22 protein-coding genes are annotated in these 26,549 nt (G+C 55.2%); 11 read left to right on the plus strand and 11 right to left on the minus strand.

The window, feature by feature from the left end; translation table 11 throughout:
* Positions 1-21 precede the first annotated feature (21 nt).
* The 11 genes from KF752_04160 (at position 22) to KF752_04210 (ending at position 12,865) form a co-directional block, all read left to right on the plus strand.
* Complete coding sequence (locus KF752_04160; protein MBX3420731.1) at positions 22-165, plus strand: hypothetical protein; 144 nt, start codon at positions 22-24, stop codon at positions 163-165.
* A gap of 602 nt (positions 166-767) precedes the next feature.
* The gene (ccoN, locus tag KF752_04165; protein ID MBX3420732.1) at positions 768-3,056 is read left to right on the plus strand and encodes a cytochrome-c oxidase, cbb3-type subunit I; all 2,289 of its coding nucleotides are present in this window, start codon (positions 768-770) and stop codon (positions 3,054-3,056) included.
* 35 nt (positions 3,057-3,091) lie between these two features.
* Positions 3,092-3,277, plus strand: a complete 186-nt coding sequence (locus tag KF752_04170; protein MBX3420733.1) for a hypothetical protein — start codon at positions 3,092-3,094, stop codon at positions 3,275-3,277.
* Positions 3,267-3,860, plus strand: a complete 594-nt coding sequence (locus KF752_04175) for a c-type cytochrome (protein MBX3420734.1) — start codon at positions 3,267-3,269, stop codon at positions 3,858-3,860. Before KF752_04170 ends, KF752_04175 begins: the two co-directional genes overlap by 11 nt.
* A gap of 45 nt (positions 3,861-3,905) precedes the next feature.
* Positions 3,906-5,381 carry a cytochrome c oxidase accessory protein CcoG gene (gene ccoG / locus KF752_04180; GenBank protein MBX3420735.1) on the plus strand — a complete coding sequence of 492 codons (1,476 nt, stop codon included), beginning with the start codon at positions 3,906-3,908 and terminating at the stop codon, positions 5,379-5,381.
* An 8-nt stretch (positions 5,382-5,389) separates the two neighbouring features.
* Positions 5,390-5,962, plus strand: a complete 573-nt coding sequence (locus KF752_04185) for a FixH family protein (GenBank protein ID MBX3420736.1) — start codon at positions 5,390-5,392, stop codon at positions 5,960-5,962.
* Positions 5,963-6,162: 200 nt separating this feature from the next.
* A complete protein-coding gene (locus KF752_04190) occupies positions 6,163-7,170 on the plus strand; it encodes a sulfite exporter TauE/SafE family protein (GenBank protein MBX3420737.1) in 1,008 nt (335 codons plus the stop codon).
* Positions 7,167-9,794, plus strand: a complete 2,628-nt coding sequence (locus tag KF752_04195) for a heavy metal translocating P-type ATPase metal-binding domain-containing protein (GenBank protein ID MBX3420738.1) — start codon at positions 7,167-7,169, stop codon at positions 9,792-9,794. Before KF752_04190 ends, KF752_04195 begins: the two co-directional genes overlap by 4 nt.
* The gene (ccoS, locus tag KF752_04200) at positions 9,791-9,973 is read left to right on the plus strand and encodes a cbb3-type cytochrome oxidase assembly protein CcoS (GenBank protein MBX3420739.1); all 183 of its coding nucleotides are present in this window, start codon (positions 9,791-9,793) and stop codon (positions 9,971-9,973) included. Before KF752_04195 ends, ccoS begins: the two co-directional genes overlap by 4 nt.
* A gap of 164 nt (positions 9,974-10,137) precedes the next feature.
* Complete coding sequence (locus tag KF752_04205) at positions 10,138-11,226, plus strand: cytochrome c (GenBank protein MBX3420740.1); 1,089 nt, start codon at positions 10,138-10,140, stop codon at positions 11,224-11,226.
* 103 nt (positions 11,227-11,329) lie between these two features.
* Positions 11,330-12,865: a YifB family Mg chelatase-like AAA ATPase gene (locus tag KF752_04210; GenBank protein ID MBX3420741.1), complete on the plus strand. Its 1,536-nt coding sequence runs from the start codon at positions 11,330-11,332 to the stop codon at positions 12,863-12,865.
* Between the two features lie 283 nt (positions 12,866-13,148).
* On the opposite strand, the gene KF752_04215 is transcribed toward KF752_04210, so the two are convergent.
* The 11 genes from KF752_04215 to KF752_04265 all read right to left on the minus strand — a co-directional run bounded on the left by KF752_04215 (position 13,149) and on the right by KF752_04265 (position 26,295).
* Positions 13,149-13,961: a hypothetical protein gene (locus KF752_04215; GenBank protein ID MBX3420742.1), complete on the minus strand. Its 813-nt coding sequence runs from the start codon at positions 13,959-13,961 to the stop codon at positions 13,149-13,151.
* 20 nt (positions 13,962-13,981) lie between these two features.
* Entirely contained in the window at positions 13,982-14,692 is a 711-nt protein-coding gene (locus KF752_04220) for a sigma-70 family RNA polymerase sigma factor (protein ID MBX3420743.1), read from the minus strand.
* Positions 14,646-15,629, minus strand: coding sequence for a hypothetical protein (locus KF752_04225; GenBank protein ID MBX3420744.1), 984 nt, complete (start codon positions 15,627-15,629; stop codon positions 14,646-14,648). The genes KF752_04220 and KF752_04225 overlap by 47 nt, the downstream gene beginning before the upstream one ends.
* Before the next feature lie 150 nt (positions 15,630-15,779).
* Positions 15,780-17,966 carry a redoxin domain-containing protein gene (locus tag KF752_04230; GenBank protein MBX3420745.1) on the minus strand — a complete coding sequence of 729 codons (2,187 nt, stop codon included), beginning with the start codon at positions 17,964-17,966 and terminating at the stop codon, positions 15,780-15,782.
* 757 nt (positions 17,967-18,723) lie between these two features.
* The gene (locus tag KF752_04235; protein ID MBX3420746.1) at positions 18,724-19,695 is read right to left on the minus strand and encodes a polysaccharide deacetylase family protein; all 972 of its coding nucleotides are present in this window, start codon (positions 19,693-19,695) and stop codon (positions 18,724-18,726) included.
* Positions 19,696-19,717: 22 nt separating this feature from the next.
* Positions 19,718-22,135 (minus strand): penicillin acylase family protein, encoded by a 2,418-nt coding sequence (locus KF752_04240; protein MBX3420747.1) that lies wholly within the window; start codon positions 22,133-22,135, stop codon positions 19,718-19,720.
* Positions 22,136-22,219: 84 nt separating this feature from the next.
* Positions 22,220-22,444, minus strand: coding sequence for a DUF4339 domain-containing protein (locus KF752_04245; GenBank protein MBX3420748.1), 225 nt, complete (start codon positions 22,442-22,444; stop codon positions 22,220-22,222).
* A 98-nt stretch (positions 22,445-22,542) separates the two neighbouring features.
* On the minus strand, positions 22,543-22,926 hold the full coding sequence (locus KF752_04250) for a hypothetical protein (protein ID MBX3420749.1): 384 nt from the start codon (positions 22,924-22,926) through the stop codon (positions 22,543-22,545).
* Between the two features lie 57 nt (positions 22,927-22,983).
* Positions 22,984-23,670: a recombinase zinc beta ribbon domain-containing protein gene (locus KF752_04255; protein ID MBX3420750.1), complete on the minus strand. Its 687-nt coding sequence runs from the start codon at positions 23,668-23,670 to the stop codon at positions 22,984-22,986.
* 440 nt (positions 23,671-24,110) lie between these two features.
* Positions 24,111-24,977 (minus strand): class I SAM-dependent methyltransferase, encoded by an 867-nt coding sequence (locus KF752_04260; protein MBX3420751.1) that lies wholly within the window; start codon positions 24,975-24,977, stop codon positions 24,111-24,113.
* 82 nt (positions 24,978-25,059) lie between these two features.
* On the minus strand, positions 25,060-26,295 hold the full coding sequence (locus KF752_04265) for an SPFH domain-containing protein (GenBank protein MBX3420752.1): 1,236 nt from the start codon (positions 26,293-26,295) through the stop codon (positions 25,060-25,062).
* Positions 26,296-26,549 lie beyond the last annotated feature (254 nt).

Genomic DNA, 26,549 nt, shown 5'->3' on the forward strand with positions numbered 1-26,549 from the left:
GTTCAAACGAAACGAGAAACAGTGTTGATCCACTTCGAAACCTCCAAAGACGACCAGACCGATCGCATCGTATCGGCGCTCGAACGACTCTACGTTGGCAAACCAGTCGGCTCGGTGGCGATTGGCAAAGCAGGCGAAATGCAACCCGCCCAAGCGCTCAAGTAGCTGCATCGAGCCAACGACACTGGCCCAGCGCCGCCGGTTCTCTCCGGTCCCAATGGAATCATAGGCGGCTGGTTCCCAGTGCAATCCTGAGACCATCGAATGAGAAACCTACCCGAAGACCTTGGCCGGTTCTATGAAGACGGACCAACTTGGCCGTAGACGCGCGAGCCGCACGATGCTGAGCGGGCGTACCGCGACGCGTTTCGCTTATCGGCCCACGAAGCCGCTCATTGGACGAGCATTGATAGCCACGCTGGCGGGCGTCGAGCCCGTGAAAGAGGATGCCGAAAATCAAACTTTCGGCGGTCGACGACTCGACAGACGATGGTGAGTCACAGTATGCGCAGGTTAACACACTGAGCCATTAACACAGCATCTGATTATTAAAATCGGAATTGTGTCATCTGGCGCTTTCTAAAATCCGGGGCGGCGGTGCGGTGAGTTGCCGCTCAGGGGCAATAGAGTTAAATTTGTAGTTGGGCGGCACCGTTAAGTGCTCTAGATTTCTTCTGATCTGGTCATTCCGGCGTCGGCTAGTCGCTGTAGGATTTTTGCGCTGCCTGAATGCCATTCGTCTGTTACCTAAAGTTAGTTAGAGATCCATGGACAAACGCCAATCAATCGCGGCGCCGGCACCGGCTACTCTGGAGAGTTTTACGTACGATGACGGCATCGTTCGGATGTTTGTGGCAGCCACGATTCTGTGGAGCGTCGTGGCCACGCTGGCAGGGCTGATCGTCGCGTTACTTTTAGTACTGCCCTGGCTGTCCGAAGGACTGCCCTGGATCAGTTTCGGGCGTCTGCGTCCGCTGCACACGAACGCAGCCATCTTTGCTTTCGGGGGTAATGCCATCTTTGCCGCCGTGTATTACAGCACACAACGGTTGTGCAAAGCGCGAATGTGGAGCGACCTGTTGAGCCGCCTGCACTTTTGGGGATGGCAATCCATCATTGTGGCTGCCGCAGTCACGTTGCCGTTAGGGATTACGCAAGGCAAGGAATACGCCGAACTGGAGTGGCCCATCGACATCGCCATAGCCGTGGTATGGTTACTGATCTTCGGCGGCAACTTTTTGATGACGCTCATCCATCGTCGTGAACGTCACATGTATGTCGCTCTGTGGTTTTACATCGCCACCATTGTGACGGTAGCGTTGCTGCATGTCTTCAATAGCTTGGTTCTACCCTGGAGCCTCTGGGACAGCTATTCGGTGTATGCCGGTGTGCAGGATGCCTTCATGCAGTGGTGGTATGGTCACAACGCAGTGGCCTTCTTTTTGACCACACCGTTTCTGGGTTTGATGTACTACTTTCTGCCCAAAGCCGCCGAGCGGCCAGTTTTTAGTTACAAACTAAGCATCATTCACTTTTGGTCGCTGGTCTTCATTTATATTTGGGCTGGCCCTCACCATCTGCACTATACGGCGCTGCCTGAGTGGGCCAGTACGTTGGGCATGTTGTTCAGCTTGATGCTGTGGATGCCTAGTTGGGGCGGCATGATCAACGGCTTGTTGACTCTGCGCGGAGCGTGGCACAAGGTAGCCGCCGATCCGATTCTGAAGTTCTACGTGGTGGGCATTACCTTCTACGGTATGGCAACTTTCGAGGGACCGCTGCTGTCCATCAAGAGTGTCAATGCGCTCAGCCACTACACCGATTGGACGATCGCGCATGTCCACTCGGGGGCCTTGGGGTGGAACGGTTTTATGACCTTCGGCATGGTGTACTGGCTGCTGCCACGGATATTTCAAACCAAACTGCACAGCCAAAAACTGATGGAACTACATTTCTGGATCGGAACGATCGGTATTCTGTTGTACGTCATTCCCATTTACGCTGCTGGTCTGATGCAGGGTCTGATGTGGCGTGCTCTGGATCCCGAGACCGGCCAATTGATGTACCCGGATTTCGTGGAAACTACACAGCGCATTGTGCCGTTGTGGTGGATTCGAGTGATCGGCGGAAGCTTGTATGTGTTAGGCGCGCTGATGTTGGCCTACAACGCCTTGATGACTTGGCTGGCCCGTCCGGCGAAATACGAACAGCCCGTCCACACAGCTCCGGCGCTTACTGCCGAATATCAAGACCCTCCACCGCCGACCAGCGATTTGGTCGGGGCTCCAGTCGTCAACTGGGGTATTGCGCTGGATGCCTGGAGTAAACTCGTTTGGCACCGTACTTGGGAACGGTTGCCGGTCAAGTTCACCGTCATGACCACCTTGGCGGTAGTGGCTGCTACTGCCTTTGAAATGATTCCCACGTTCCTGATCCGCAGCAATGTTCCCACGATCGCAACCGTCAAACCCTATACGCCGTTGGAATTGGCGGGGCGCGAGATCTATATTTCGGAGGGTTGCTACAACTGCCATTCGCAACAGATTCGCCCGATGGTCGCAGAGACCAAGCGCAGCGGCGAGTACAGCAAGGCTGGAGAATTCATTTACGATCATCCGTTCCAGTGGGGCAGTCGGCGCATCGGGCCGGATCTGGCCCGTGAAGGCGGACGCCAGAGTAGTTTCTGGCACTGGACGCACTTCGAGGATCCCGATCAGGTATCGCGCGGCTCGGTCATGCCTAAGTATCTACACTTGACAGAGGATGATATCAATTACAGGAGTCTGCCCGCCATCGTGCGTACAGCGCACTTGTTGGGAGCCAACTATCCTGACGAGGTCCTGGAAGATTGTGAACAGTTAGCGCGACAGCAAGCCCTGCAAATCAATGCGGACATTGTCGCCCAAGGCGGCCCCGCCAGCGTCTATGACAAACAGGCAATTGCTGTAATCGCTTATTTGCAACGGTTGGGGACCGACCTGCATCGCGCCCCAGAACCTGCGGTTCCAGCCGCACCCGTAGACAACTCGGCCTCTGAAGTCGCCCAATTGCCGTGACGACAGTGGTGAAACATTTCAGATTGGATCCATAAATGGTGAAAGACGTCGTTAGTTGGCTGGACTACTCCGACTTGGCTCAAGCGGCCTTGCTGATGTTTGTGGTTACATTTGCGATGATCGTGTATAGCACCTTGCGACTCAGTCGCACCGCCGTCGATCGCTTTGCCTCAATACCGCTGGACGACGATGCTGTGAAGGATCCCCGCTATGGAAAATAATGCCTTGACCGATCATGCCTACGACGGCATTCAAGAGTACGACAATCCACTACCGGGCTGGTGGACCTACACGTTTGTAGCCACCATTGTCTTCAGTATTGGCTATGTGATGTGGTACCATACCGGAGCGCCGGGACGCGATTTGGTGACTCTGTATGAAGTGGCTGATGCGGACAACACGCGACTGCAATTCGGGGCCATCGGTGATTTGACTGGCGACCAAGACACATTGATGAAGTTTGCTCATCGTGAAGATTGGCTGAAAGTGGGGGCCTCTGTTTTCAAAGCCAACTGTATTTCCTGCCATGGCCGCGACGGCGAGGGCAATGTTGGCCCCAATTTAACGGACGAAGCTTTTAAGTACATTCGCAAGCCAGAGGATGTGTACAAGGTTGTCTCCGAAGGAGCTGGCAAGGGGGCGATGCCCGCTTGGGGCAACCGTTTGCATCCGAATGAAGTCGTGTTGGTGTCGAGTTACGTTATTTCGCTACGTGGCCAGAACCTGCCCGGCAAAGCCGCTGATGGTAATCCCATACCCGCCTGGCCCGCCCCGCCGCCTGAGGAGCCCGAAGCTGAACAATAATTTGTCCCATTTCATAGTTGGACCATAGTACTTGAGACAATTTCGATGAACCGCTCAGGCCGTGAGGCCGATCATCCTCACGTGCACCATACTCAATCCGCCCTGGACCAGTCTACCCAGGCTGAGTGGATGCACGAAGCGCTGTTAGCAGCGCCAGAGCATGTGCTGTCAACTTTGGAGCATGACGGATCGCGTCGATGGATTTTCCCTAAGCTGGCCACTGGAACTTGGTGGCGACGGCGGAGAATCGTAGCCTATGTGCTGATGCTGGTGTTTGTGCTGATTCCACACTTGCAGATTGCTGAACGGCCACTGTTGCGTTTGGATATCGTCAGCCGAGAGTTCACCTTTTTCGGCCAGACTTTCTATCCCACCGATACGCTGCTATTGGCGTTGATGTTGTTGGCCGTTTTCCTGTCGATCGTTTTTATTACGGCAGTCACCGGGCGCGCCTGGTGTGGCTGGGCATGTCCGCAAACTGTCTATATGGAGTTTTTGTTTCGCCCCATCGATCGTTTGTTTGAAGGGACGCGAGGTAAAGGTGGACCTGCCAAGCGGAAGCTCTCGTTTCTGCTGGCCGTTGCCCGATTGGGCGTCTACGTGCTGCTGAGCATGTTTCTGGCTCACACCTTTCTGGCGTATTTCGTTGGACCGGAGAAATTATCACATTGGATTCTGCACAGCTCGCCGCTAGAGCATCCCACGGCGTTTGCCGTGATGGCCTTGACCACTGCATTGATGACCTTTGACTTCTACTACTTTCGTGAGCAGACATGCCTGATCGCCTGCCCCTATGGTCGATTCCAGTCGGTCATGCTCGATCGTCAGTCGTTGATCGTGGCCTACGATTACAATCGCGGCGAGCCGCGCGAAAAAGGTAAGCGGCGGGTTGGCGACGGCAAAGGGCATTGCGTCGACTGCCATCAATGTGTTGCCGTGTGCCCCACCGGCATTGACATCCGCAACGGCTTGCAGATGGAATGTGTCAATTGCACTCAGTGTATTGACGCATGTGATGCCGTAATGACTAAGGTCCATTTGCCCACTGGACTGATTCGCTTTACATCTCAGGCTGCTCTGGAGAATAAAAAGAGGCGCGTGGTTCGAGCACGCACCATTATCTATCCTGTTTTGTTGGTTGCAGTAATCGCCGGGTTTGTGGTAGCACTTGGCATGACAAGCGGATTTACCGCCAATGTCCTGCGAGGTAAAGGTAATCCATTTAGCCTGACCCAGGATGGCATGATCATGAACCGCTTTAGTCTGAGACTGACCAACCGTACTCAACTTGATCAGCAATATTCGGTCATTCCCGTTTCTCCCGCTGAAATGGTCGTGGGGACCGTCGACGACGACCAGTTGACGATTGCAGCGCGTAAGCTTGGAACCATCGACCTGCGCATTACGTTCCCCAGTGGACTGACTCTGGGTCGCGGTAATGTTCCGGCGGTCGTGCGCATCGAAGACGCTTCGGGAACTCGACGCGAAGTAACTTTCAAACTTCTAGGCCCCAGAAGATAACGTAGCACATGAACTCAACCAGCATTTCAGCACCGGCCCAATCTATTTCGCTGCCCGACACGGACGGACGGCAGCAGGAACGGCGCGCTCGCCGCTTTTGGGTCTCGGTAATCGTGGGCCTGTTGAGCCTCCAAGTTTTTGGAGCTGGAATAGCGATCTACCTGGCACTGAGCGACTCAACGGTGGCCATCATTCCCAATTATTATCAGGCTGGTCTGCAGTGGGACACGACTCGACAGCACTGGCAGAGGTTCGAGGATTTGGCATGGAGTATTGATACAGTTGTGTCGGCACATGATACGCAACTCCCGCGGCGCGTGATAACGCTTCGCGTTCGCGATGGCCATGGGCAACCTGTCTCGGACCAACGCATCACTGGCCAGGTCTTTCATCACGCTCGTGGAAACCAGGTCTATTGGCTGACGTTTGATCAAGCCGATGCTGGCGATTATGTCGCCATGGTCCCATTGACCCACAACGGTTTATGGCAATTTGATGTGGCAATAGAAGGCGACCAGGGCATCGCCGCCCAACGCTGGACGGTCATGGTTCAGTCCGATGGAGTGGAGCAGCAAGAATGAGCAAGTTGCTGAGAGGTTTTGTAGCGGGTACGAGCGGGGAAATCGCAATCTTTACGACCTTCATCAACATATTGGGAATTACCTTTGGAACAGCGCCGGGGACTGGTTCGGCCACGCGCCGGCCCATCTTCGCTGTGAATGATTGTTAGCGTAAACGGACCCAAAGCAACAACCTGTAATAACGTTTAGAACTCTAGACTATGTGGATATTAGTTACCGCCGTGGTGACCGCCAGCGTGATGGGCAGTCTGCACTGTGTTGGCATGTGTGGACCGCTGGCATTGTGGGTATCAGGTGGTGACCGCAATCGTCCGTCAGGCTTAGTCAGTTGGTGGCCAACCGGTTTGTATCATGTGGGGCGCTGGGCCAGTTATGCAGGCGTCGGAGTTGTAGTTGGCGGAGTTGGACAATTATTGGATTGGAGTGGTGATAGTCGAGGCCTGGGACCGCTAGCGGCGCGCATCGCTGGTGGGCTGATGATCCTGGCCGGGCTGGTGGCGCTAGTTCGCTTTCTCATGCCTTACCTAAGAAACTGGTGGATGACTTGGATCGGCGCGCAGCGAACCAGCCAAGCCTCTGCGGCTATTGACGCGCCCAGGCTATCTTCGCCGAACACGGCGACACACCGCCTGGGCGACGGCAACCAGTTTAGCTACGCGGCGCCGCAGCCCTCACGCTTTACCGCCGGGCTGTTGCGATTAAGACCCATCATCTTTCAGCTTCCCTTACCGCTGCGCGGATTCGTGGTTGGACTATTAACCGCATTGCTTCCCTGCGGATGGCTGTACCTGTTTGCCCTGCTGGCTGCCAGTACCGGTTCGTGGTGGTTGGCGGCCGTGGTGATGTCTGCTTTCTGGCTCGGTAGTGTTCCCGCACTGGTTGGATTGATTGCCGGCAGCCGTTTGTTGGTTGGCCCCATACGGCCGGTGATGCCGGTGCTGACGGGAGTATTGATGATCGTCGCCGGAGCTTATACCGTAGCGGGTCAGGGATTTGCAGCCATGAAGCATCCGCTGTCGGTCTCCAGTTCTTTAGTTAACGATTTACGATCGGGGCGAGCCATTGATACCCTCGATGCGCAGACGATTCGTGTTGGAATGCAAGAAATGGTTTCTGCGCCACTGCCATGTTGTCAGCCACAGCCCCAAGAAACGAGGATTACAACGTCTCATGAGGTGTCTTCCACTGACCTGGAGCCAAGACCATGAGTCCAGCATCGGTGGCCAGCATGCAGCGGAGCGTTGCAGTCAGTGATAATCGCCTCGACGGCAACGTCGAAGTGTTTGGCGCTTCCTCTGCTGAAGCCTCTCAACAGGTGACACCAACTCGACCGTGCGCACACTGTGGTTTGGCCACGTCGACATCCGGCCCGACATCGCTGGCTGAGCCGATATTCTGTTGCACAGGCTGTCGAGGTGCCTATCAATTGATTCAAGGTTGGGGGTTATCCGATTTTTACGCGTTGCGTGATCAAATGACCACCACTGGTTCAGCGCGCGCCGCGGGGGGCGCTGATAACTATCAGCATTTTGACACAACCGAATTCCTCGGCCAGTCGGCTCCGGTAGCCGGTAGTGATGGGAAGATGACAGCCGAATTGGGAGTGCAGGGACTTCACTGTGCGGCTTGTAGCTGGTTGATCGAACGAGCGCTGATGCGCCAGCCCGGACTATGCGCGGTCCGCGTCAAATTGAGCGATCATACGGTGCAAGTAATTTATGACCCCGAGCAAGCTAAGCTAAGTGGCATTGCGAGGTTTTTGGATCGCTTGGGCTACCCACTACAACCTCTGGATCACAGTCGCGAAAACCATTTGCGATTGGAGAATCGACAGCGCTTGGTCCAGATTGCAATTGCGGGATTTCTGGCTGCTAACGCGATGTGGATCGCCGTGGCACTGTACGCAGGACAATTTTCTGGAGTTGCCGCTGAGCACAAATACTTCTTTGAGCTGTGGGGAATGCTGTTGGGCGCCGCCGCTGTGCTTGGGCCAGGACGCACGTTTCTGACCGGCGCTTGGTCGGCTATCAAAGCTCGTACACCCCATATGGATTTGCCTATTGCGCTGGCATTGGGAGTTGGAACTGGGGTGGGTCTGTGGAATGCCGTTCGTGGCCAAGGACAAGTCTACTTTGATGGCTTGTCGATGCTGGTGTTCCTATTACTGATCGGACGGTGGTTGCAGTTCCGTCAGCAGCATCAAGCAGCCCGCGCGGTGGAATTGATGATGCGCATCACTCCCCGTCATGCGACATTGCTTGGGGACGATGGCGGCTCGACCATGGTATTGGTAGATCGATTGACGGGCGGAGATTGTATTCAAGTCGCTGCTGGCGAGAGCTTACCTGCTGACGGCACGCTCATATCTGGCAGCAGCCGCTTGGACCGTTCGCTGCTAACCGGCGAGAGTCAACCGATCGCGATTCATCAGGGTGACCAGGTTGAGGCGGGAACGATCAACGTTGGCGGACCAATCGTCGTTCGTGTATCAGCCGTAGGTAAGAAAAGTCGCATTGGACGGGTGATGCAAGCCGTCGAGTCAGCTGCCGCCCAGAAGACGCCGCTTGTTCAATTGGCCGATCGCATCGGCGGATTTTTTGTAATGGCCGTGCTGGTATTGGCGGTCGCCACATTCTTAATTTGGCTGCCGATATCCTTTGATAAGGCACTGAATTTTGGCACCGCGATGCTGATCGTGGCTTGTCCCTGTGCGTTAGCCTTGGCTACGCCGGCAGCCATCGCTGTCGGCATTGGTCGCGCAGCCCGAGCCGGCATTTTAATTCGCGATGGCACGGCGCTGCAGCGATTATCCCAGCCCGGCATCATCTGGTTTGACAAGACTGGCACGTTGACCGAAGGCCGCCAACATGCGCAGTTGACTTGGGGGTCGCCATCAGCGATCCAACTGGCGGCAGCGGTGGAAGCGCATTGCCATCACCCCATTGCTGCGGCCATTGTTCGACTGGCTGAGAATCTCTGCCGCGCCGATGAAGGCCCTACCGATTCTTCTCACGCGCTAGTAGGCGTCGCTACCCGAGAGCGGGTGGTAAGCAGTGTTGAAACTTTTGGTGGAGGCATACGCGGAGTCGTCGATCAGCGGATCGTGGTGATTGGTCATCGTAGGGCCTTCGAGCTTCAGGGAATCCCGTTTCCTGAAAGCGTCATTAACAAGGCCGAAGCGTTGCTTCAACAAGGACACAGTCCTGTATTCATAGCCGTAGACGGACATTTAGCCGCATTGGTTGGATTGTCGGATCCTGTTCGCAGACAAGCTAGCCAAGCGGTGGCCGATGCTCGTTATTTGGGTTGGTCAATCGGATTATTGTCTGGCGATCACCCGGATATCGCTCGACAAGTCGCACAGCAAGTCGGCATCGACCCGCCGCGATGCCTGGGAGGCGTGTCCCCCGAGCAGAAGCTGGCAATTATCAAGCAATCGCGAGGAGATTTCGCGACAGTAGTCATGATCGGTGACGGTGCCAACGATGCGGCAGCCTTGGCTGCTGCCGACGTAGGTATTGCCGTGCGCGGTGGGGCAGAGGTCAGCCTGCAAGCTGCACCGGTGTACATGGCCGTTGATGGCTGGCAGAATCTAGCGCATTTACTACGCGGAAGCGTGGCCACAAAAAGAATTATCTATTTCTGCTTTGCGGTGTCGCTCGCATACAATCTATTGGCTGTAGGCCTGACAATCGCTGGCCAAATTAGTCCCCTGATCGCGGCGATTGTCATGCCAGCCAGCTCGGCAACCGTACTGGGACTAACCTTTGCCATACCGAGCTTTTCAGTGACCGCACCGAAACACAGTCTCGATAATTGGAGAGGCCAATGAGCGTCTTGTATGTCGCGTTGCCCGTAGCTTTGCTTTTGGGCGGCTCTGCCTTGGTGGCCTGCATTTACTGCATTCGGCAAGGACAATATGATGACCTAGACACTCCGCCGCTGCGCATGTTGATTGATGACTCTCCGCCTCCAAGTAACTCCCCCGCTCACAATTCCAAAACACTCTAACACATAAACGCAATTCGATGATCACCTTGAATTACACAAGAAGAATGGCGCTGATGGCTATTGCTTCGGTGAGTTGGCTGGGATGCGCAAAGCAGGATAAACCTCTCGAATTTGAGCCGAATCTGGTCCATGCATACGTGAGCGAATTGGCCATTGAGTACTCAATGCAGCAAGCATTAGACGAAGCTCAGGTGGCGCTGAGTGAATTTTTCGGCACCCCCGACGAACCCAAGCTGCCCGATTTTTTGGAGGGTCCAGCCGCTCAGTTAGTGAATCTGCAACGCCTGCAAGTCGCTGCAGGTCCAGTTGTGCTTGAGCAGCCAGGGCGCGGATTATTTCGACGGCATTGTGCATCATGCCATGGAGTAACCGGTAACGGACGTGGACCAAATGCGGCGATATCCAATCCCTATCCGCGTGATTTTCGGCTGGGCAAGTTCAAATTCAAGAGTACGCCGGTCGGAGTTAAGCCACTGCGCAGTGATTTGATATACACCATTAGTCATGGTATCGCAGGCACTACGATGGTGCCCATCAAGGAGCTGACAGATAATGACATCGAGATGCTGGCCGATTATGTGATCTACCTGTCATGGCGCGGCGAAGTGGAACGTGCGCTCCTGACGGCCGCCGAGGAGATCGAATTTGAATCACAAGATGCCGATACCGTATGCAATCTGTATGCTCCGGGTTCCAATGGTTTTGAAAGCGAACAACTACCGCGTGTCCGCCAGATTATTACGAGCGTCGCAGACAAGTGGCTATCGGCCACTGACCAGGTTCTGACGGTGTCTGATCCTGGAGAAATTCCGATCTCAGCAAGCCTCGACCAGCTGCATCGTGCCACCCAGAGCGAGCAAGATACACCGCTGGCAGCTTCCATTGAGCGTGGCCGCGAGCTATTTGCCCAGACGTGCAGCAAGTGTCATGGGCCCCAGGGACACGGTGATGGCCAGAATCAGGATTATGATGACTGGACGAAAGATTGGATGGCACGCATCAACCTCAATCCGGTGTCTGACCAACGACTGGTGGGTTTGATGGCTCGCGGAGCCCTGCCGCCGCGAAATATTCAGCCGCGAGATTTGCGCGAAGGAATCTATCGCGGCGGTTCGGCACCTGAAAAGCTGTATTTGAGAATCGCTTATGGTATCGAAGGTACGCCAATGCCCTCCGTGGAGGGCGTGATTTCCGGGCAAGATGTTTGGCATCTGGTCAATTTTGTGCGTTGGCTGGCCGAGCCTGACCACTGACCCGAAAAAATCGGGTAAAAACTATATGCGAGCTGCATGGAATGGCTCGCTTTTGCGACTAACACTGGGGAGCCCGCCGTTTTTCCTGAGATGAGCGCAATTTATGTTGGCCCAGCTCAACACACTGTCGTTACTTGGCATCCAGGCGGTACCGGTTGAGGTCGAGGTGGATGTCTCCAGTACGCCGTTGCCCAAGACGATGCTGGTTGGACTGCCGGAGGCTGCGGTCAAGGAGAGTATTCACAGGGTCGAGCGGGCTATTGTCAACAGCGGCTTTCAGAGGCCCATCGATCGCGTAGTGATTAATTTGGCGCCCGCCGAGCTGCCGAAGCAAGCAGCCTCGTTTGACCTGCCCATTTCGTTGGGCTTGTTAGCTGCCAGCGGCCAGTTTTCATCTGACCTGTTTGCACACTATGCTGTGGTTGGAGAATTGGCTCTGGAGGGACACACGCGTCCGATCAAAGGCGCACTGTCGATGGCCATGGCAGCCCGCGATCAAGGTCTAAAGGGCATCATCTTACCGCGAGAAAACGCCGGCGAGGCAGCGGTGGTTCGCGAAATCGAAGTCATCCCCGTCGACTCGCTGACGCAAGCGGCCGGGTTTTTGATCGGGAGCCTCGAAATCGCTCCTCACCCCTGTCAGCTTGAACAACTGTTCGACGAGTATAGCTCGTATTCATTAGATTTTGCCGATGTGCGCGGTCAAGAGATGGCCAAGCGGGCTCTGGCAATCGCCGCTGCTGGAGCGCACAACTTGTTGATGCTCGGACCGCCAGGTTCTGGCAAGACAATGCTAGCCAAGCGACTGCCGACGATTCTGCCCAAGTTGACCGCCGACGAGTCGATTGAAACGACGCGGATTTACAGTTCGTTGGGGCAATTGAAATCCGGACAACCGTTGCTGGCCACGCGTCCCTTTCGGTCGCCGCATCATACAATTAGCAACGCTGGGCTGGTTGGCGGCGGCAGTCCGCCAGCGCCAGGAGAAATCTCCTTGGCGCACAATGGAGTGCTGTTCCTGGACGAGCTACCGGAATTTGACCGGCGAACGCTGGAGGTCATGCGGCAGCCGCTGGAGGATCGCGTGGTGACTATCTCGCGAGCTCTGCGCAGCACGACATTTCCCGCCAATTTCATGCTGGTGGCAGCACTGAACCCTTGTCCCTGTGGATTTCGCACCGATACCAGGCGCAACTGTACCTGCAATTCGACGCAGATCGAGCGGTATATGTCGCGCATTTCTGGCCCGCTGTTGGACCGCATTGACATTCACATCGAAGTTCCAGCCGTTCCCTTTGAAGAGTTGAGTTCCTCAAAAGAGGGCATTAGCAGCAGTGACATCCGGAAGGCGGTTGAACTTGCGCGGTCGCATCAAAAGCAGCGTTTTGAAGGCTCGACGAAGATCTACAACGCTCAAATGTCCAGTCGCCAGTTGCGGGAGTACTGTCCGTTGGATTCCACCAGCCGAACTTTGTTGCGTGACGGCTGCAACGAATTTGGCCTATCCGCTCGGGCTCATGACAAAATCCTCCGCGTCAGCCGCACCATCGCCGATATGGAAGATAGTCCAGATATCCAGATGCACCACCTTCAAGAGGCCATCAACTACCGTATGTTAGACCGAAATCTGTGTGCATAAAACTCACACTCGACAGGGTGAACTCCAGGTTTGTGGCTCAAAGCGCGCAAGCGATGTGCCCAACGCTCTGACAATAATTTCTTCGGTAAGCGACCTAACCTGCCGCATGGTCTCGTTCAATTCCACCACGGTAGATTCGATCGAGAATGCACTTGTCGGCAAACGCCTTTGAGGACAAGCCTATCAACGCACTTTTTTCGTGCGCGCGACTACCCAGCGTTTGCAAGAAGGGGTGAGGGCACCACAGAAGAAGGTGCATAAGGCATGGTTTGATTCTGGCTGGCTAGTTCGCCCGGCTGGCCAGATCCAGCTGCAGCGCGCGGCGGGGCAGGGTGTGGACAAAGTAATGCGTGGTACGACGCACTTCCTCCAGCAGTTGCTCGGGAGCGATGGCACCATCGGTCGCAGCGGATTGCACGGCGACCGAATCCAACGCAGAACGGTCGCTGCCATCAGGCGTCGAAACACTATCTTCACCGCCCGCTAACTTTGGAAAGCTCCCAAGATCGCCCACCACACTTCGCGACAAGGTCTGCCCAACCAACTCGAGGCTATCCACGGTGGATTCGATGAGCGCCCGGGCTACCGCTTGCTTTTGGGCATCGTTGAGCCGCTGGCCCAGTGGTGAATCCGCTGAGTCTGCCAGCTGCTCGCCAACGGTGGGTCGCGAGTCGCCTGGCGCACTTCCAGGCCCTTGATCGGCGAGGCTGCTGTACTGATCGGATGGCGCCGAGCTACTGGATGGCGCCGAGCTACTTGCCACAACATTATTTGTGACGTCGCTATCGGTGGAACGCAGCCATGCATAGCTGGCTACGCATAACAACCATGCGGCTGCTACAGATACCGACCAGTAGGCAATGCGAGTTGGCCTTGCGACTGCAGTTCGTTCGGGACTAACCTTGATTGATTCTGGAGAGCCTAACCAACGCTGCGCGTCGTCGCGCAAGCGAGCGCTCAGTCGCATAGCTTGGTCATAATACTCGCGCAGTGCAGGATCGTCGTGCAATTTAGCTTGCAACCAGTCGGGCAGCGCCTGCCGGTTGTCTATGGCTTGACTGATCAACTGCTTCAGATTGGCTTGGGATCGTATCATGAATCATGCTCCGAATCGGATCAAGCGTCATCCCTGACAATGGTTTTGTCGGTGGTATTGTCGGTCCGTTTGGTTGTATGCTCGATTAGCACCAGTCGGGCTCGATGCAATAGCACGCGCACGTTGCCTGGTTTCTTGCCGAGTATTTGCGATACTTCACTGATTTCTAAATCTTCACCATACCGCAGCCAAAGGGCAGCGTATTGGTCGGCTGTCAGTAGTCGTCGGGCCGAAGACCATAGCCCCTCGACCTGATCTTCCAGTTCCACAGCTCGCTCGACAGACTGCGGCTGAGCCTGTCGATTCAGCTGCGACCACTCCGTAACAAAATTCAACCAGCGTCGCTGTTGACGCAAACGGTCTTGAGCCACGCGAAAGGCGATGGTGTACAACCAAGTCGAAAAGCGGTACCGCGAATCGTACTGTGCCAGATTACGATAGGCCTTCAGCAACGCCTCCTGGACTACGTCCTCGGCGTCAACCTGGGCATGGCCGCTACCCAGTCGACGCTGGAGGACGTGTACCAAGCGGGGACGAAAACGCTCTGCAAGCTGCGCAAAAGATTCTTCGCAGCCACCCACGGCAAGCCGCGCGAGCGTTTGGAAATCAAGCTTGCCGTCAATATCCCCAGTTACACTGCTGCCACCGAACAAATCGTCGGTGGCAGCAGCTCCGAAGGACGTTTTAGCGATTGCCCAATGCTCCCTCGACCATGCCGACAACGCTGTCAAACTGATCTTCCAGCATGTTGGCAACTTCCTTCGGTTCCATTTGAGCAGCCAGCGTCACTACAGCACCTGTGCGAGTAACCTTCAGGTCTTGAGCGAAACCGCCAATTTGATCCTGAACCATGGGCACAACGCCTTGAAGCATTTGATCCAACTGCTCGGCAGTCTCGTCACTGACGCCCGTTAGATTCACTGCCAAATTCAACTTGCCATCCTTTTCGCTCAACTGAACCGCGAGCTGCTTGACCATGGTGACCAAGATCGCTTGAGGGCCATCACCTAACTTGTCGGCTGGCGGCAGCTCCAGAACTTGAACATTCAACATGGCGCCGCCTACGGGCTGAAAGCTCAGGCACTTCTGGTCAGCAGCTTCCTTGCTGTCCATGCGCTCGAGTTGCCCCTTGACTGCATCTTGGTTGGCGCCAGCTACAAGCGTCTTATTTCCTTCGCCGCAGGTGTGAATCGCCAAATGGATTGATGTATTTCCATCTGGGCTGGCCGAATGGATGCGATGACTACCCACGCTCTTCACACTATAACCGGGAATGCTAGGCAACAGCGCTTCAAGGCTGCCAATATTCTTCTTCATCTCGATGATTGCCACCAGCCCTTGCTCTGGCTGGTCAAAGCTATTGACGGCCAACGTGATCGTGCGAGCCTCTTCGAGTGGATCGAAGCCGATGAATCCCACAGCATCCTCAGCCGATGGCACGTCGATGCCAAACCGATCGGCGACTTGCTCCATGGCACGATCAACGATCATCTCAATCAATCGCTTGCCGAATCCGGAATTCTGCATCGCTTGGACGTCGACTTGAACTACGGTCTTTGTGTCCGCAGGCAAACTAAGGGCTCCGGCTTGCTGAGCCAACGCCGCAGCGCCCGAGATAACTACAACCGCCGTCATGGTGGCGCTTAGCGCCCACGCTCTCTTGAACATAAACCTACCTCTGTACCTTCATACTTATGCAACTTCGCAGAAATCGCCCCTCGCCTCGTTGGCTTTCGGGGAACGCATCATTTTACGCCAAATGACGACCGCGCGTTACGGAAAACGAAAATTGTACTTAAACCTGCGCCCCTGGGAGAGCTAATCTGCCGACGAATCCTCAGAATCACTGGCCGAATCACCATTATTTTGACTGGATGCATTCTTGGTAGCTTCCCCAGGGCGGCCACCGGAGCGGAATCCGGCCCCGCGACGAGCATTACCACCACGAGCACCACCGCGAGAACCACCACGACCGCCACCAATCCGCTCTTCGATTTTTCGGAATTCATCCAGCGAAATGGAGCCATCGCGGTCAGCATCTACCAATACCGAGAAAGGCCGAATTCGCTCTGGTAGCTCAGCAGGGCTAACTTTTCCGTCCTGATTTCGGTCAAGCCTGGCAAATATCTCTTCGATATCAATAAACCCCTCATTCAAGTCGCGCGGCAGAACACTCGACTTGGCTCGCCCAGTCGCCGGATCGATGGGTATCGCCACATGCATGTAGCCAATCATCATTTCGTCCCAAGTCTGATCGCCGAACATGACCCATTTTGAGGAGTCAGGGTTGTTGAGATTCTTGTCAGAATTATCAAACGCAGCCTCACCCAAAATCTTGGTGCCCGCAGGAACTTTAATTCGTTCTGTGAACTGGTAATCCGTCTGCCAGTTGAAATCGTAGTTGGGGACATCTAACAAGATTTCTTTGCGCCCGTCGGGGAAGGTCGCTGTGTACCGATACGATTTGCCACGCAGATGCATGTGGGGATTGAGCGCCAACAGCTCGCAGTCAGGCAATGGGGTTGGCAGAGCTGCTGATGACGTATAATTCCCGTCACCGGGGGGAATCTGCAATAGAAGGTCTACGACGCTGGTCGTCTGAACTTCGTGCGTCAACTTGCTGGGATCATCCTCGAATACCAGCCCCATATGGCTTTGGTCTAATTGCTCGGTACCGATCGAAGTATAGTGCACTTGGAATATTAGCTCGCTGCCGGCTGGTAACCTCTTGGCCATACCATCCGGAAACGGAGCCACGCGGCCACCTGGAACATACCCCACCAAGAACGAGCGGTGCGGCATGATACCCCCCTCCGACCCAGCCGGACGATCAAACACCAACACGTGATGCACCACAGCGCGATTTCCAGGGCGAACCTCAGCAGCTTTGATCCACTTATCCTCTTTCAAGTCCGTCTTGTAGGAAAAATGCTGATATTGTATGGCCCCCTTGGCTGGAACTTTGAATGGCTTGGAACTGACCGGAATCACCAAGTCTGGCTCGCGTGGCAATTGCCAGCCATCCACATAGGCGATTGGCTCGGGCAATTGCTCTACATTGCCCAGCGGCGTGCCGCTATCGACCCATTTTTCAAATAGCTGAATCTCTTCGGCCGAAAGGCTGCGATCATTGACGAAGTGACCGTACTGTGGATTGGCATGCCATGGCGGCATCCGCCGGTCACTGATGACTTCGTACATCATGTCGCTCCAGGCCACGACATCCTCATAAGACGTAAAATCCATCGGGCCAATTTCGCCATCGCGATGGCATTCTAAGCAGCGCTTTTGAACGATGCGCGAGATTTGATTGGCATACGTGACTTCGCCGTCAGATTCTGTCGGACGGCGACGGCCAATCAGGCAGCCTGGCGCGGCAACCTCCGGTGCATGAACGGGCTTGTTCGCCAGCACAGCATCAATGGCATTCTTCAATTCTGTGGTCTCCGGCCTGTCCTTCTGATAGCCAATACCCCACTGGTCGTCGATTCGCCCCCGGTAGACTAGGTGACGCTGGCCATCCAACAGGCAGACTTCAGGGGTCCGCGACGCTCCCACGGCATTGGCCAACTCCTGAGCCGGGTCTTTTAGAAAGGGCATCTCCAAATCATGCTTGCGCGCAAATGAAGCCATCATCTCCAGGCTATCCTGGACGTTGGGATTAACAGCTACAAACACCACACCCGACTTGGCGTATTCTTTTTCAAGCTGCGAGATGCGCAATGCATACAACTTGGCCAGTGGACATTCCGTCCCCAAGAAAACAACGGCTACCGCCGGGGCTGGCGAAAACTCTTGGCTGCTCCAAGTCCGACCGCGAAAGTCCTTCAGTTCAAACCCGGTCACCTGCGTGCCGATAGGCACCTTAGCATCGACAACTCCCTTTCCCGTCGACGCCCTGCTTTCCGATTCAGTCGTGGCAGCCCCGACATCTGCTACTGAACCGGCTACTGCCATGGCGATAGCAATCATCCCAAAGCTGACCGGAGATCGAAGCAAACTCATACCGAATACCCTTTCGTGGTAACTAACTGAAAACCGCAATCGAGGCGTCGATGCCATGGACCACGGTCCACATCAGCAGCAAATGTAACACAAGCACATCTCGTTTCGCGAGTCACAAAACCCGTGAAATTCAGCAAATCTCGATTCTCGGTGTAAGTAAACACGGCAAATCGCTGACTGTTTCGGGCAGAGCTGAACGAATTATTTCGGCAACCACCAAACCCAAGAATACCCTTGAACCGCCCCCCCAATGAGAGGATCGCAGTTGACGTCATTCACATCGCGGTGATGGCTTATCGAGTTTCAACCGCCGCGGGGCAGTTCCAGTCGAACCCACAGTCGATTAGCCGGAACTACGTAACTACCATTCCCAATCGTTTAATACGCTTGGCACGTACAAGACGTTACACGAAGCGTTGGCCTGAGGTTGCTAGCCTTAAAATGGGACCTAGCGCGTTGTCTGACGAACGGGCTGAAGCGCCCCTGAGAAAGTGGAGCGCTTGAGCGTTGCGTAAACATGCCTCGATAAGCTGCTGGGCCTCAATAGCGTTGCAGCGCCACGATGCCGCAACAAAGCAGCCCAGGCTGCAGCGGAATGGTCAATTGACGGTTACCAGCTCTTTTTTTGCCGCTCTGGGGTGCTCGCATTTGTCACTCCATACTTTGGGGTTCGGATTTATGGCCGCACTTCTGGTGCTTTCGAAACGCGCGCGGTTGGCCCTCCTGTTTATGCACAAGGACTTTGTGAATTGCAATTTTAGCGGCGAGCTGCTTGGGTTAGTTGCTTCCAGCTGGTGAGTTCAATGCCTTGATCCTGGATGAATTTCATCATCGCTGGGCTACTGAAGAGTTCAAAATCTTGATGACGACGCAGGTGGCTGGTGGTGATAGCTTGCAACTCTTCGCCATCGACCGATGAATGAATAATGAGCTGGCTGATTCCGGGTGATAACTTTTCAATAGCGTCTTTGTAAGTCTGCTCGCGCTTGGCCAAATCGTCTCCACCGTAGAACTGCAGTAGATGATCTAGGACCGGTAACTTGCGCTGGTCGAGCTGTGTAACGACTTCGTCTAATGCTGCAGCCAAGTGCGGATAAGCCGTCTTTTCCAGGGCGTTGGCTTGACGCTTCCACAAGAAGGGCAGGTCATACTCTATTCCCAATTTGACGTAGACCTGAACGATGTCTGGTCTGGCCATAACGGCTCCCATGTGAGTGTCCAAGTGGCTCAGTGGAATGCCAAGCTGCTTGGCAAGTTCAATCTGTGCGCGCAGCTCAATCTCAACTTCTTCGGCCTTGGCATGTTTGGCCACGTCGCCTACCGAGCCCCACAAGAACCCGTGCTGGTCGACCAAACTGGGAACCTCCTTGCGTCCAGCGACTGGTCCCCAACGATACGCATCCCATTCGCAATTGAGCGTGAAATGGACGCCGTAGCAATACTGCGGATGTTTGCGAGCATACTCGGCGAATTCACCAACCCAACTGCAAGGCATCATGATCGATGTGGATGTCACCACGCCGCTTTCCAAGCCTTTGATAGTCGCCACATTAGCCGAATGGCACATACCGGCGTCGTCCACATGGACAATCAGCTTGCGTTTAGCCGGCTCTTCAGCCCTGCACGCGGCAGGTGCGCCCAGTGCCAAGAAAACTGTAGCAATAGCGCCACCGAGAACGAATAGGTGGCGTGGGAAGCGGAATTGAATCCGCAGGTTGGCGAGCGTCATGATGAATCCTGACAATTTGTGATTAAGGGGCTGTGGAAGGTTTGAGGGTGAGCGTATGAATGGGATCGCCGGGGAGGAAGGGACTGGGTTGCCCTTGCTCCCAGGCTGGGTGTGAATCGGCATAGTGGGGCGAAAGCGGATGTCCCGACTGGCCGCAGGGCATGTGCATATACCCATCTTGCTCACGCCCAGGTGAGACCGCCATGCGCTGCGAGGCGCCCATCTTAGGACCCTGGATGCGCGGCAAATCGGCCCAAGCTCCATCCAATGGTCGCGACGGCATATCAAGCCATGGTGCCAGAGCTGGGATCGCCAAGCTGATGGGGTGTTGGATGCGAGTGGTGTTGATCGCTCCCCACGTAAATTGATCCATCGAAGCTCCATTGACGGTTGCCGCTTCGATCACGCGATCGGCAGCGGCTAGCAGCCACGCATCCCAACTTTCAAAGCGCGGATCAAGCAGGTGATCGGGCTGCTCCGAAACGATCTTCCAAAAAGGCCCTTCGATTCGACGAAATTTAGATAGCGAGAATTCCTTGTCGATTTGAGTGCACCGCTGCCCCAGCAGATCGCTCAGTTGAGCGATGACGCGACCGCGAAACAGCCAGACAGCGCGATAGCCAACCGAGTTGGCGTCAGCGCGCTCACCCCACTGGGCAACGTGCTGTCCAAGCTGCTGTCGTCGCGGATCGCCGGCCGCTGCGGGGCTGCTGAGCACATCCAGCAGCAGCTGCTGCCAACGCTGAAGAAACAAAGCCCGATCATCCAATTGAATCTTAAGCATGTCGGCTTCGGTGGCCTGATCCAGGGACAATAATCCATCCCGTATTTGTTGTTGGCGAGCCCCCAGATCGTAGGCGCTGTCGCCTACGACGCGGTACAGTTCATCGCTGACAACTCGGGCGTTGGCGGACCACAGTCGCCCGATTTCCGGATCGACGACTCGCGGGTACTCATCGGGATTCAGATATCCATCCCAGCGCACCTGGCCGTCGGCCCACGACTGAGGCAACCAGCCATCATGCCCGATTCTGCGGGGAATGCGGCCGAGCACGGTCCAAGCAATGCGGCCGGAACTGTCGGCAACGACGAAATTCTGATGCGGAGCACCGCTGCTGTTGGCTTGATGGAGTGCATCGTCCAGCGTCTTGACACGCTCCATGTGCAGCAGTCCAAAGTTGACTCCCTCGGTATCGTGGGCAACCCAACGAATCGCTAGCGGCCGATTCTGATGATCGCGTTTGACGATCGGCCCCCAGATGGTGGACACGATTTCTAACTCTTGGGCCGCAGCGTCTTTAACTTGGATTACTTCGGTATGACGCTCGAACTTGCGAGGCCCCTCTGGTGTCTGGTAGCTGTCGGGGTCAGACGGGTCCACTTCTACAATCACTGCGTCCACCCAATCACCCTCGGTATTCGTGAAGCCCCAAGCGATGTGTCCATTGGAACCGACGATCATGGCGGGTGTTCCAGGCAACGACACGCCGGTCATACGCTGCTGGCGCGCCGGATCGGTTTCATCCGGCCACACAAATGAAGCGCGGTACCAAATGTGCGGAACCTGAATGCCCAAGTGCATGTCGTCTGCAACGAGGGCCCGACCGTCGGCGGTGTGTTTACCCGACACAGCCCAATTGTTGCTTCCCAGGCTAAAGCGCTCACGAATGGTCAATTGATCCAGCGGCTGTAGCAGGTCCACAGCCACATCCGATGCGCGACGCGCGTGAAATACGTCTGGGCCAGGGATGTCGGGGACCTCCAAGGCACTACCATGAATAGGAGCATCCCACTGGCTGCCACGAGCCATCAGGAAATCGTACAACTCCTGGGGAACTGAGTCATGCAGTAGCCCTCGATCGAATTCAAAGTCGAAAGCATCATCCTGCAGGTCGAGAAACATGGAGAAGATGACCAGCATCGAATCTTCAGGCTTCCAAGGTTGTGGCTGACTGCCAAGCAACAAATATTCAAAGGGGAGTGCCTTCAGCGACTTCAATCCCGCGTTTACTCCGGCCGCATACGACTCCAAGACCTCCAGCGATTCTTTGCTCTCCACCGCCAATCGACGCCGCGCAACATCTCGAAATCGGTTCAATCGAATGCGCTTGTCTTGATCGACCAACGGTTGGCCGATCAGCTCGGCCAGCTCTCCGGCCGAATTGCGACGCAACAAGTCCATTTGAAAAAACCGATCCTGGCCGTGTACCAAACCGGTTGCGAACGCCAAGTCGGCTCGGTTGGCAGCACGCAACGTAGGAATTCCCAGCGAGTCACGCTCGATGGTCACCGGCGCGGTAAGTCCTGAGACAGCCATTTCGCCGTCCAGTTGTGGCAAACTGCCGGCCAACTGACGATAGGCCCACCAGCTACCACCGGCCAACAACAGAGCCATCAGCAGGCAGCCAATCAGAGCAAACTTCAAGAGTCTTCGTATCATGACACCATCTCTATGCCCACTTGGCCGTAAATTGAGTACGACCATGCGAGCTACCTAAATCAAAAATCCCTTGAGACACAGAGATTAGGTGATGGCGTCTGGATGACTCTGTAACCAATGGCGGTAGGCAGGCTTGACATCTCGCATGGCTACCCAATGTCCGCGCGTCTTGCTATCGCTAAACAGAGGGGTATCCGGGTTGACTTCGCCTTTTTCGATTCGCTTCAACAGCTCAAATTCGCCCATCGGCCCAATCTTCTTGTGGCGATAGAATAGCCCGCTTTTCAGAAAATACCAATCTGCTGACATTGGCGACGCCCGAAAAAAAGGAGGGCTGGCCGCGAACCGCAAGCGGCGACACAGCCTCTACTTCGTATTTAAACCCGCCATCTGGGACATCGACGCGTTCAGAACGCAAAAAAAATTGGCGATTCTGACTTACAGGCCTTCCAACGCAACCAGCAGCCGCACGCAAATGACATGCCGTCTGCAGACTTTGTGATTCTGGTGGACGGCTCACACCACACCCCCTGAAAGTTGTGCACCATGACCGACCCAGATGCCACAGCCGACGATTGCCTCAACGTGTTCACGGTTAGACAGAAAGGAAAGCGAGGAACGATCTCCGCACGCACCAACTCGCGGCGTCGCGGACTAACCTTTTCCCAGTAGAGTGTGATGCTCTCGAAAACTCGCTGAAAAGCGGCTTTCGCCAGAGATCTGGAGTGGCCTGTCAGATGCTCTTCAAGCTCGTCCAGCTCGTCTATGATGGCGTCGGCGTCAAAACTCATGGGCACCGATTCATCATTGCTATCGAGCTGGGCCTGAAGTTCATCGCGTTGTTTTCGCTACTGGGCCAGCAGCGCACTGGCGGCTGGAATATCCACAGCTGCCAGAAGCAGCAGGTTCTCCGTCCTTTTAGTGATTTGCTGGTCCAACTTAATCATCTGTGCCAACAACGATTCACGACACTCTGTTCGCATTCGTAGCGTTTCATCAGTCAATGACGCTAATGCCGTGCGTAGCGACTTGCGTCCAGCAGGCGTCTGCCAAACCGAGCGAAAGTACTCGATCATGGCTGGCTCGATGACATCGGCTCGCACGGCATAGTTCTCACAGGTGCCCGACACGCGAGCTCGCTTGCACTTGTAATAGGTGTAGCGTGGCCTCTTTTTCGATCTTCCCTGATTACCAGAACTGCCTGTTAGTATGCCTCCACAATGTCCACAGCGGAGAATGCCCGACAGCAGGTGCTTTCGCGCTGGTCCACCACCTACCTTGGATCGCTCTTTCAATTTCGCCTGCACGGCGTCGAACGTACTTTTGTCGATCAATGCTTTGTGGTTGTCACGCACAATGATCGGAGCAAATTCACCGGCACGCTTGCCCGATCGCTGGGCGGTCGTCAATTCGCCGTCCGTAGATAGTCGCTTGACGACTTCCGTAGCCCGACGGGCGTTCTGTTCGATAATCGATTCGCTCGGTGCGGCGCTGGCTGGCACCGAACCTCGAATAATCCCATCGGGACCCGACATAACCGGTGACGCCCGTCCTTCGCTCGATGTAGGTACTTGAGCACTTGGGCGTGTTCCATTTTGCACACCTCGCCGATCGCAACGGAACCAATTGCCTTGCCTGTGTACAACCGCTGAAGCGTAGCAAAGATCCGATCTGTTTGGTTTTCTGTGGACGTTTTGAAGTGGATCACCAGTGGTTCCGTTTTGGTCTGACTGGGAGCTTGAATCGACGGTGACCGACACATAAGGGAACCAGTCGAGTGGCTATCGGACGGCACTATCTATCGGAACACGATCGTTAATCCGGTTTACAGAACCAGTCGCTTGAGACTGAACATGTCTGCAAGCTACATTCGCGAAAGAATTGTTTCTACTGGGCGAGCATACCCGAATTTTGCAGACGACTGACCGGACTGCTCATAGGGTGCATTTTCTATGCTGGAGCGGGCAACAATCTTTCAGGGCTTCATTCCGGCACTCGGCCGTTGTGCCCGCACACAATAGCCGCTGTCTAGCGCTCGACCGGAGACATCCAGCAAGCCGCTACGCTGACTCTGAACCATCCAATTGCCGTGTTGGGCGAGTTGGCGCGCTATGTCGTTTGGCCCAGGGCAAGGACTGTGTCCAGTCCACAATAAGCTGCATGGACGATCGAGGCGCAACACCTGCAGACAGTTGGACAACAATTCCTGCCAACGATTTTCTAGAATCCATGGCTGGCCGCCCGGGCCGTGGCCATAGGCGGGTGGATCGAGCACAATCAAGTCATACCTGCGGCCTCGCCGAATCTCGCGCTGCACAAACTTTAGGGCGTCGTCCACAATCCAACGAATGGGACGATCCGACAAGCCCGACAGCTGGACGTTTTCCCGCGCCCAGGCGATGCTTGGCTTGGAGGCGTCCACGTGAACTACATGAGCTCCGGCAGCGGCCATTGCCAACGTTGAACCGCCGGTGTAAGCAAATAGGTTCAAGCATTGCATTATGGCACATGGGCTGGCTTGTATCTGCTGGTACAACCAGCGCCAATTGTCGGCCTGTTCAGGGAAGATACCGACGTGCCCAAATGGAGTTCGTCTCAGTCGAAAGGTTAATGGCCTTGCCGGGGCTGTGTCACTTAGATCGAATTCGATAGACCAATCTGTCGACGCGTCGCCGGACCAACCTTCAAACCACCCGAAGTCGGCACCCCAGCTTTCTATCGGCATGCGCGGCGCAGCGACTGCAGCGGGGCAAGGGCGGTCGAGCGTCAGAGTTCCAAAACGCTCCAGCTTGCGACCATTGCCAAAGTCCAAAAGCTGGTACTGACTCTTTGACCAGACCAAGTGATGTGCCTCGTCGTACTGATAGCTTAGAAGGACATGCCTGCGTCCGCGTGTGCTGCTGGCAGAATCATGGATGGCTCGGCTACGTCTGACCTGAAAATTGCTGTTGAGCCTGATTGGCCTGCCATGCCACTGCAGTGACGGTTCGAACTAGCTCAAGGTCATCGGCAGTTTCTGCCAATAAGTTGCCGCGAATCACCAACACATCCACACCGTCATCGCGAATCACTGCCAAGGCACCGTGAATCAATTGGGCGTTGTAACGCAGTAGTGCCAGTGCATTGTCGTTTCGCGCTTCACCACAGGTTGACCAAATGCTCACCAAGCGATGCCCTGCTTCATCCACGCCGCTGAAATCGACATGCACATCTTGTTTGCGGAGCGGCCCCAGGGGCACTGTCAACATCCATTGCTGCCCCGATTCGATAAGGGTCCACCCCGATTGTTGGCAAATTGCGCGCAGAGACTGTTGCACTGCGGTCACGTCGCTAAGTGCATCCGCTGGCACAGTAGATTTGGTTAATTGGCTGGAATCTACTGGCCCGTCTGAACGGCTCTTGGCAGCTAGTCGCGATGCTCCGCCCAGCCTGTGCTCAGAGGCGTGTTGCTGAGTGTACGAATGCAAGTCTTGCGGCGTGGGGATTGTCGAACGGGCGTCAATGGCCTGCTGGACCTCAGGTGGTGGTGAAATACTGTTGATGATCAGATCGGTCAGCTCCAGACCAAACTTCTTGAACTGTTCGCCGATTCTCAGTCGCGCTGCGGCAGCCAGTTCATCAAATTTCGACGTCATGTGCGCCAATCCAATGTTGGCCGTGGCCAGTAGGTCACTCAATCCGGATACGACGGTATCTCGCAGAAAGTCCGTGATTTGCTGAGCGGTAACGTTACCTTGAGTACCCACAATCTCGTTGACAAACACAGTCGAATCCACAACACGAAACGAAAATTTTCCGAAGCCGCGGAGACGCAATATTCCGAAATCTGGATCGCGAATGGTGATTGGTTGGCGTGTGCCCCAGCCTTGATCGACGAAACGTTGCTGGCTGACGAAGTAGACGCAAGCTTGCAGCGGCGCGCGATCCCAGGGGATGCTTAGCCAGCGCGACAGAACCGGCATCGAGGACTGATTCAATGTATGCCGTCCAGGACCAAACACATCCATAGCGCGACCTTCGCGAAAGAAGACCGCCTGTTGATTCTGATGGACAATCAACTGCGCACCCACGGTTATCGAACCGGTACCCGCAGCTGGAACTCGGGCCGCCACGGTGGTGCCTGTAGGGTCTACAAAGTCGATCACCTCGACGCGAAACATTGTCGTTTCCTATGTTAAAAACGCGACCGTTCTGGGGCCTGTAGGGCGGGACAGGTGAGCTACGCGTGACGAGAATATCTGGCGATCCTCTCAAACCCTGCGCAGAACAACCTCATGAATTTCGACCCTGCTACGACACACCAGCCACCCCGCCGACATGCATTGTAGTATGACCCTCAGACGTACGTTAGCTCAAAGCTGCCGCCATATTCGCTGGAGCGTGGAAGAATTGAATTCGGATTCTTATTCTGGCA

The sequence above is a fragment of the Pirellulaceae bacterium genome, from assembly GCA_019636385.1.
Lineage (GTDB): Bacteria > Planctomycetota > Planctomycetia > Pirellulales > Pirellulaceae > Aureliella.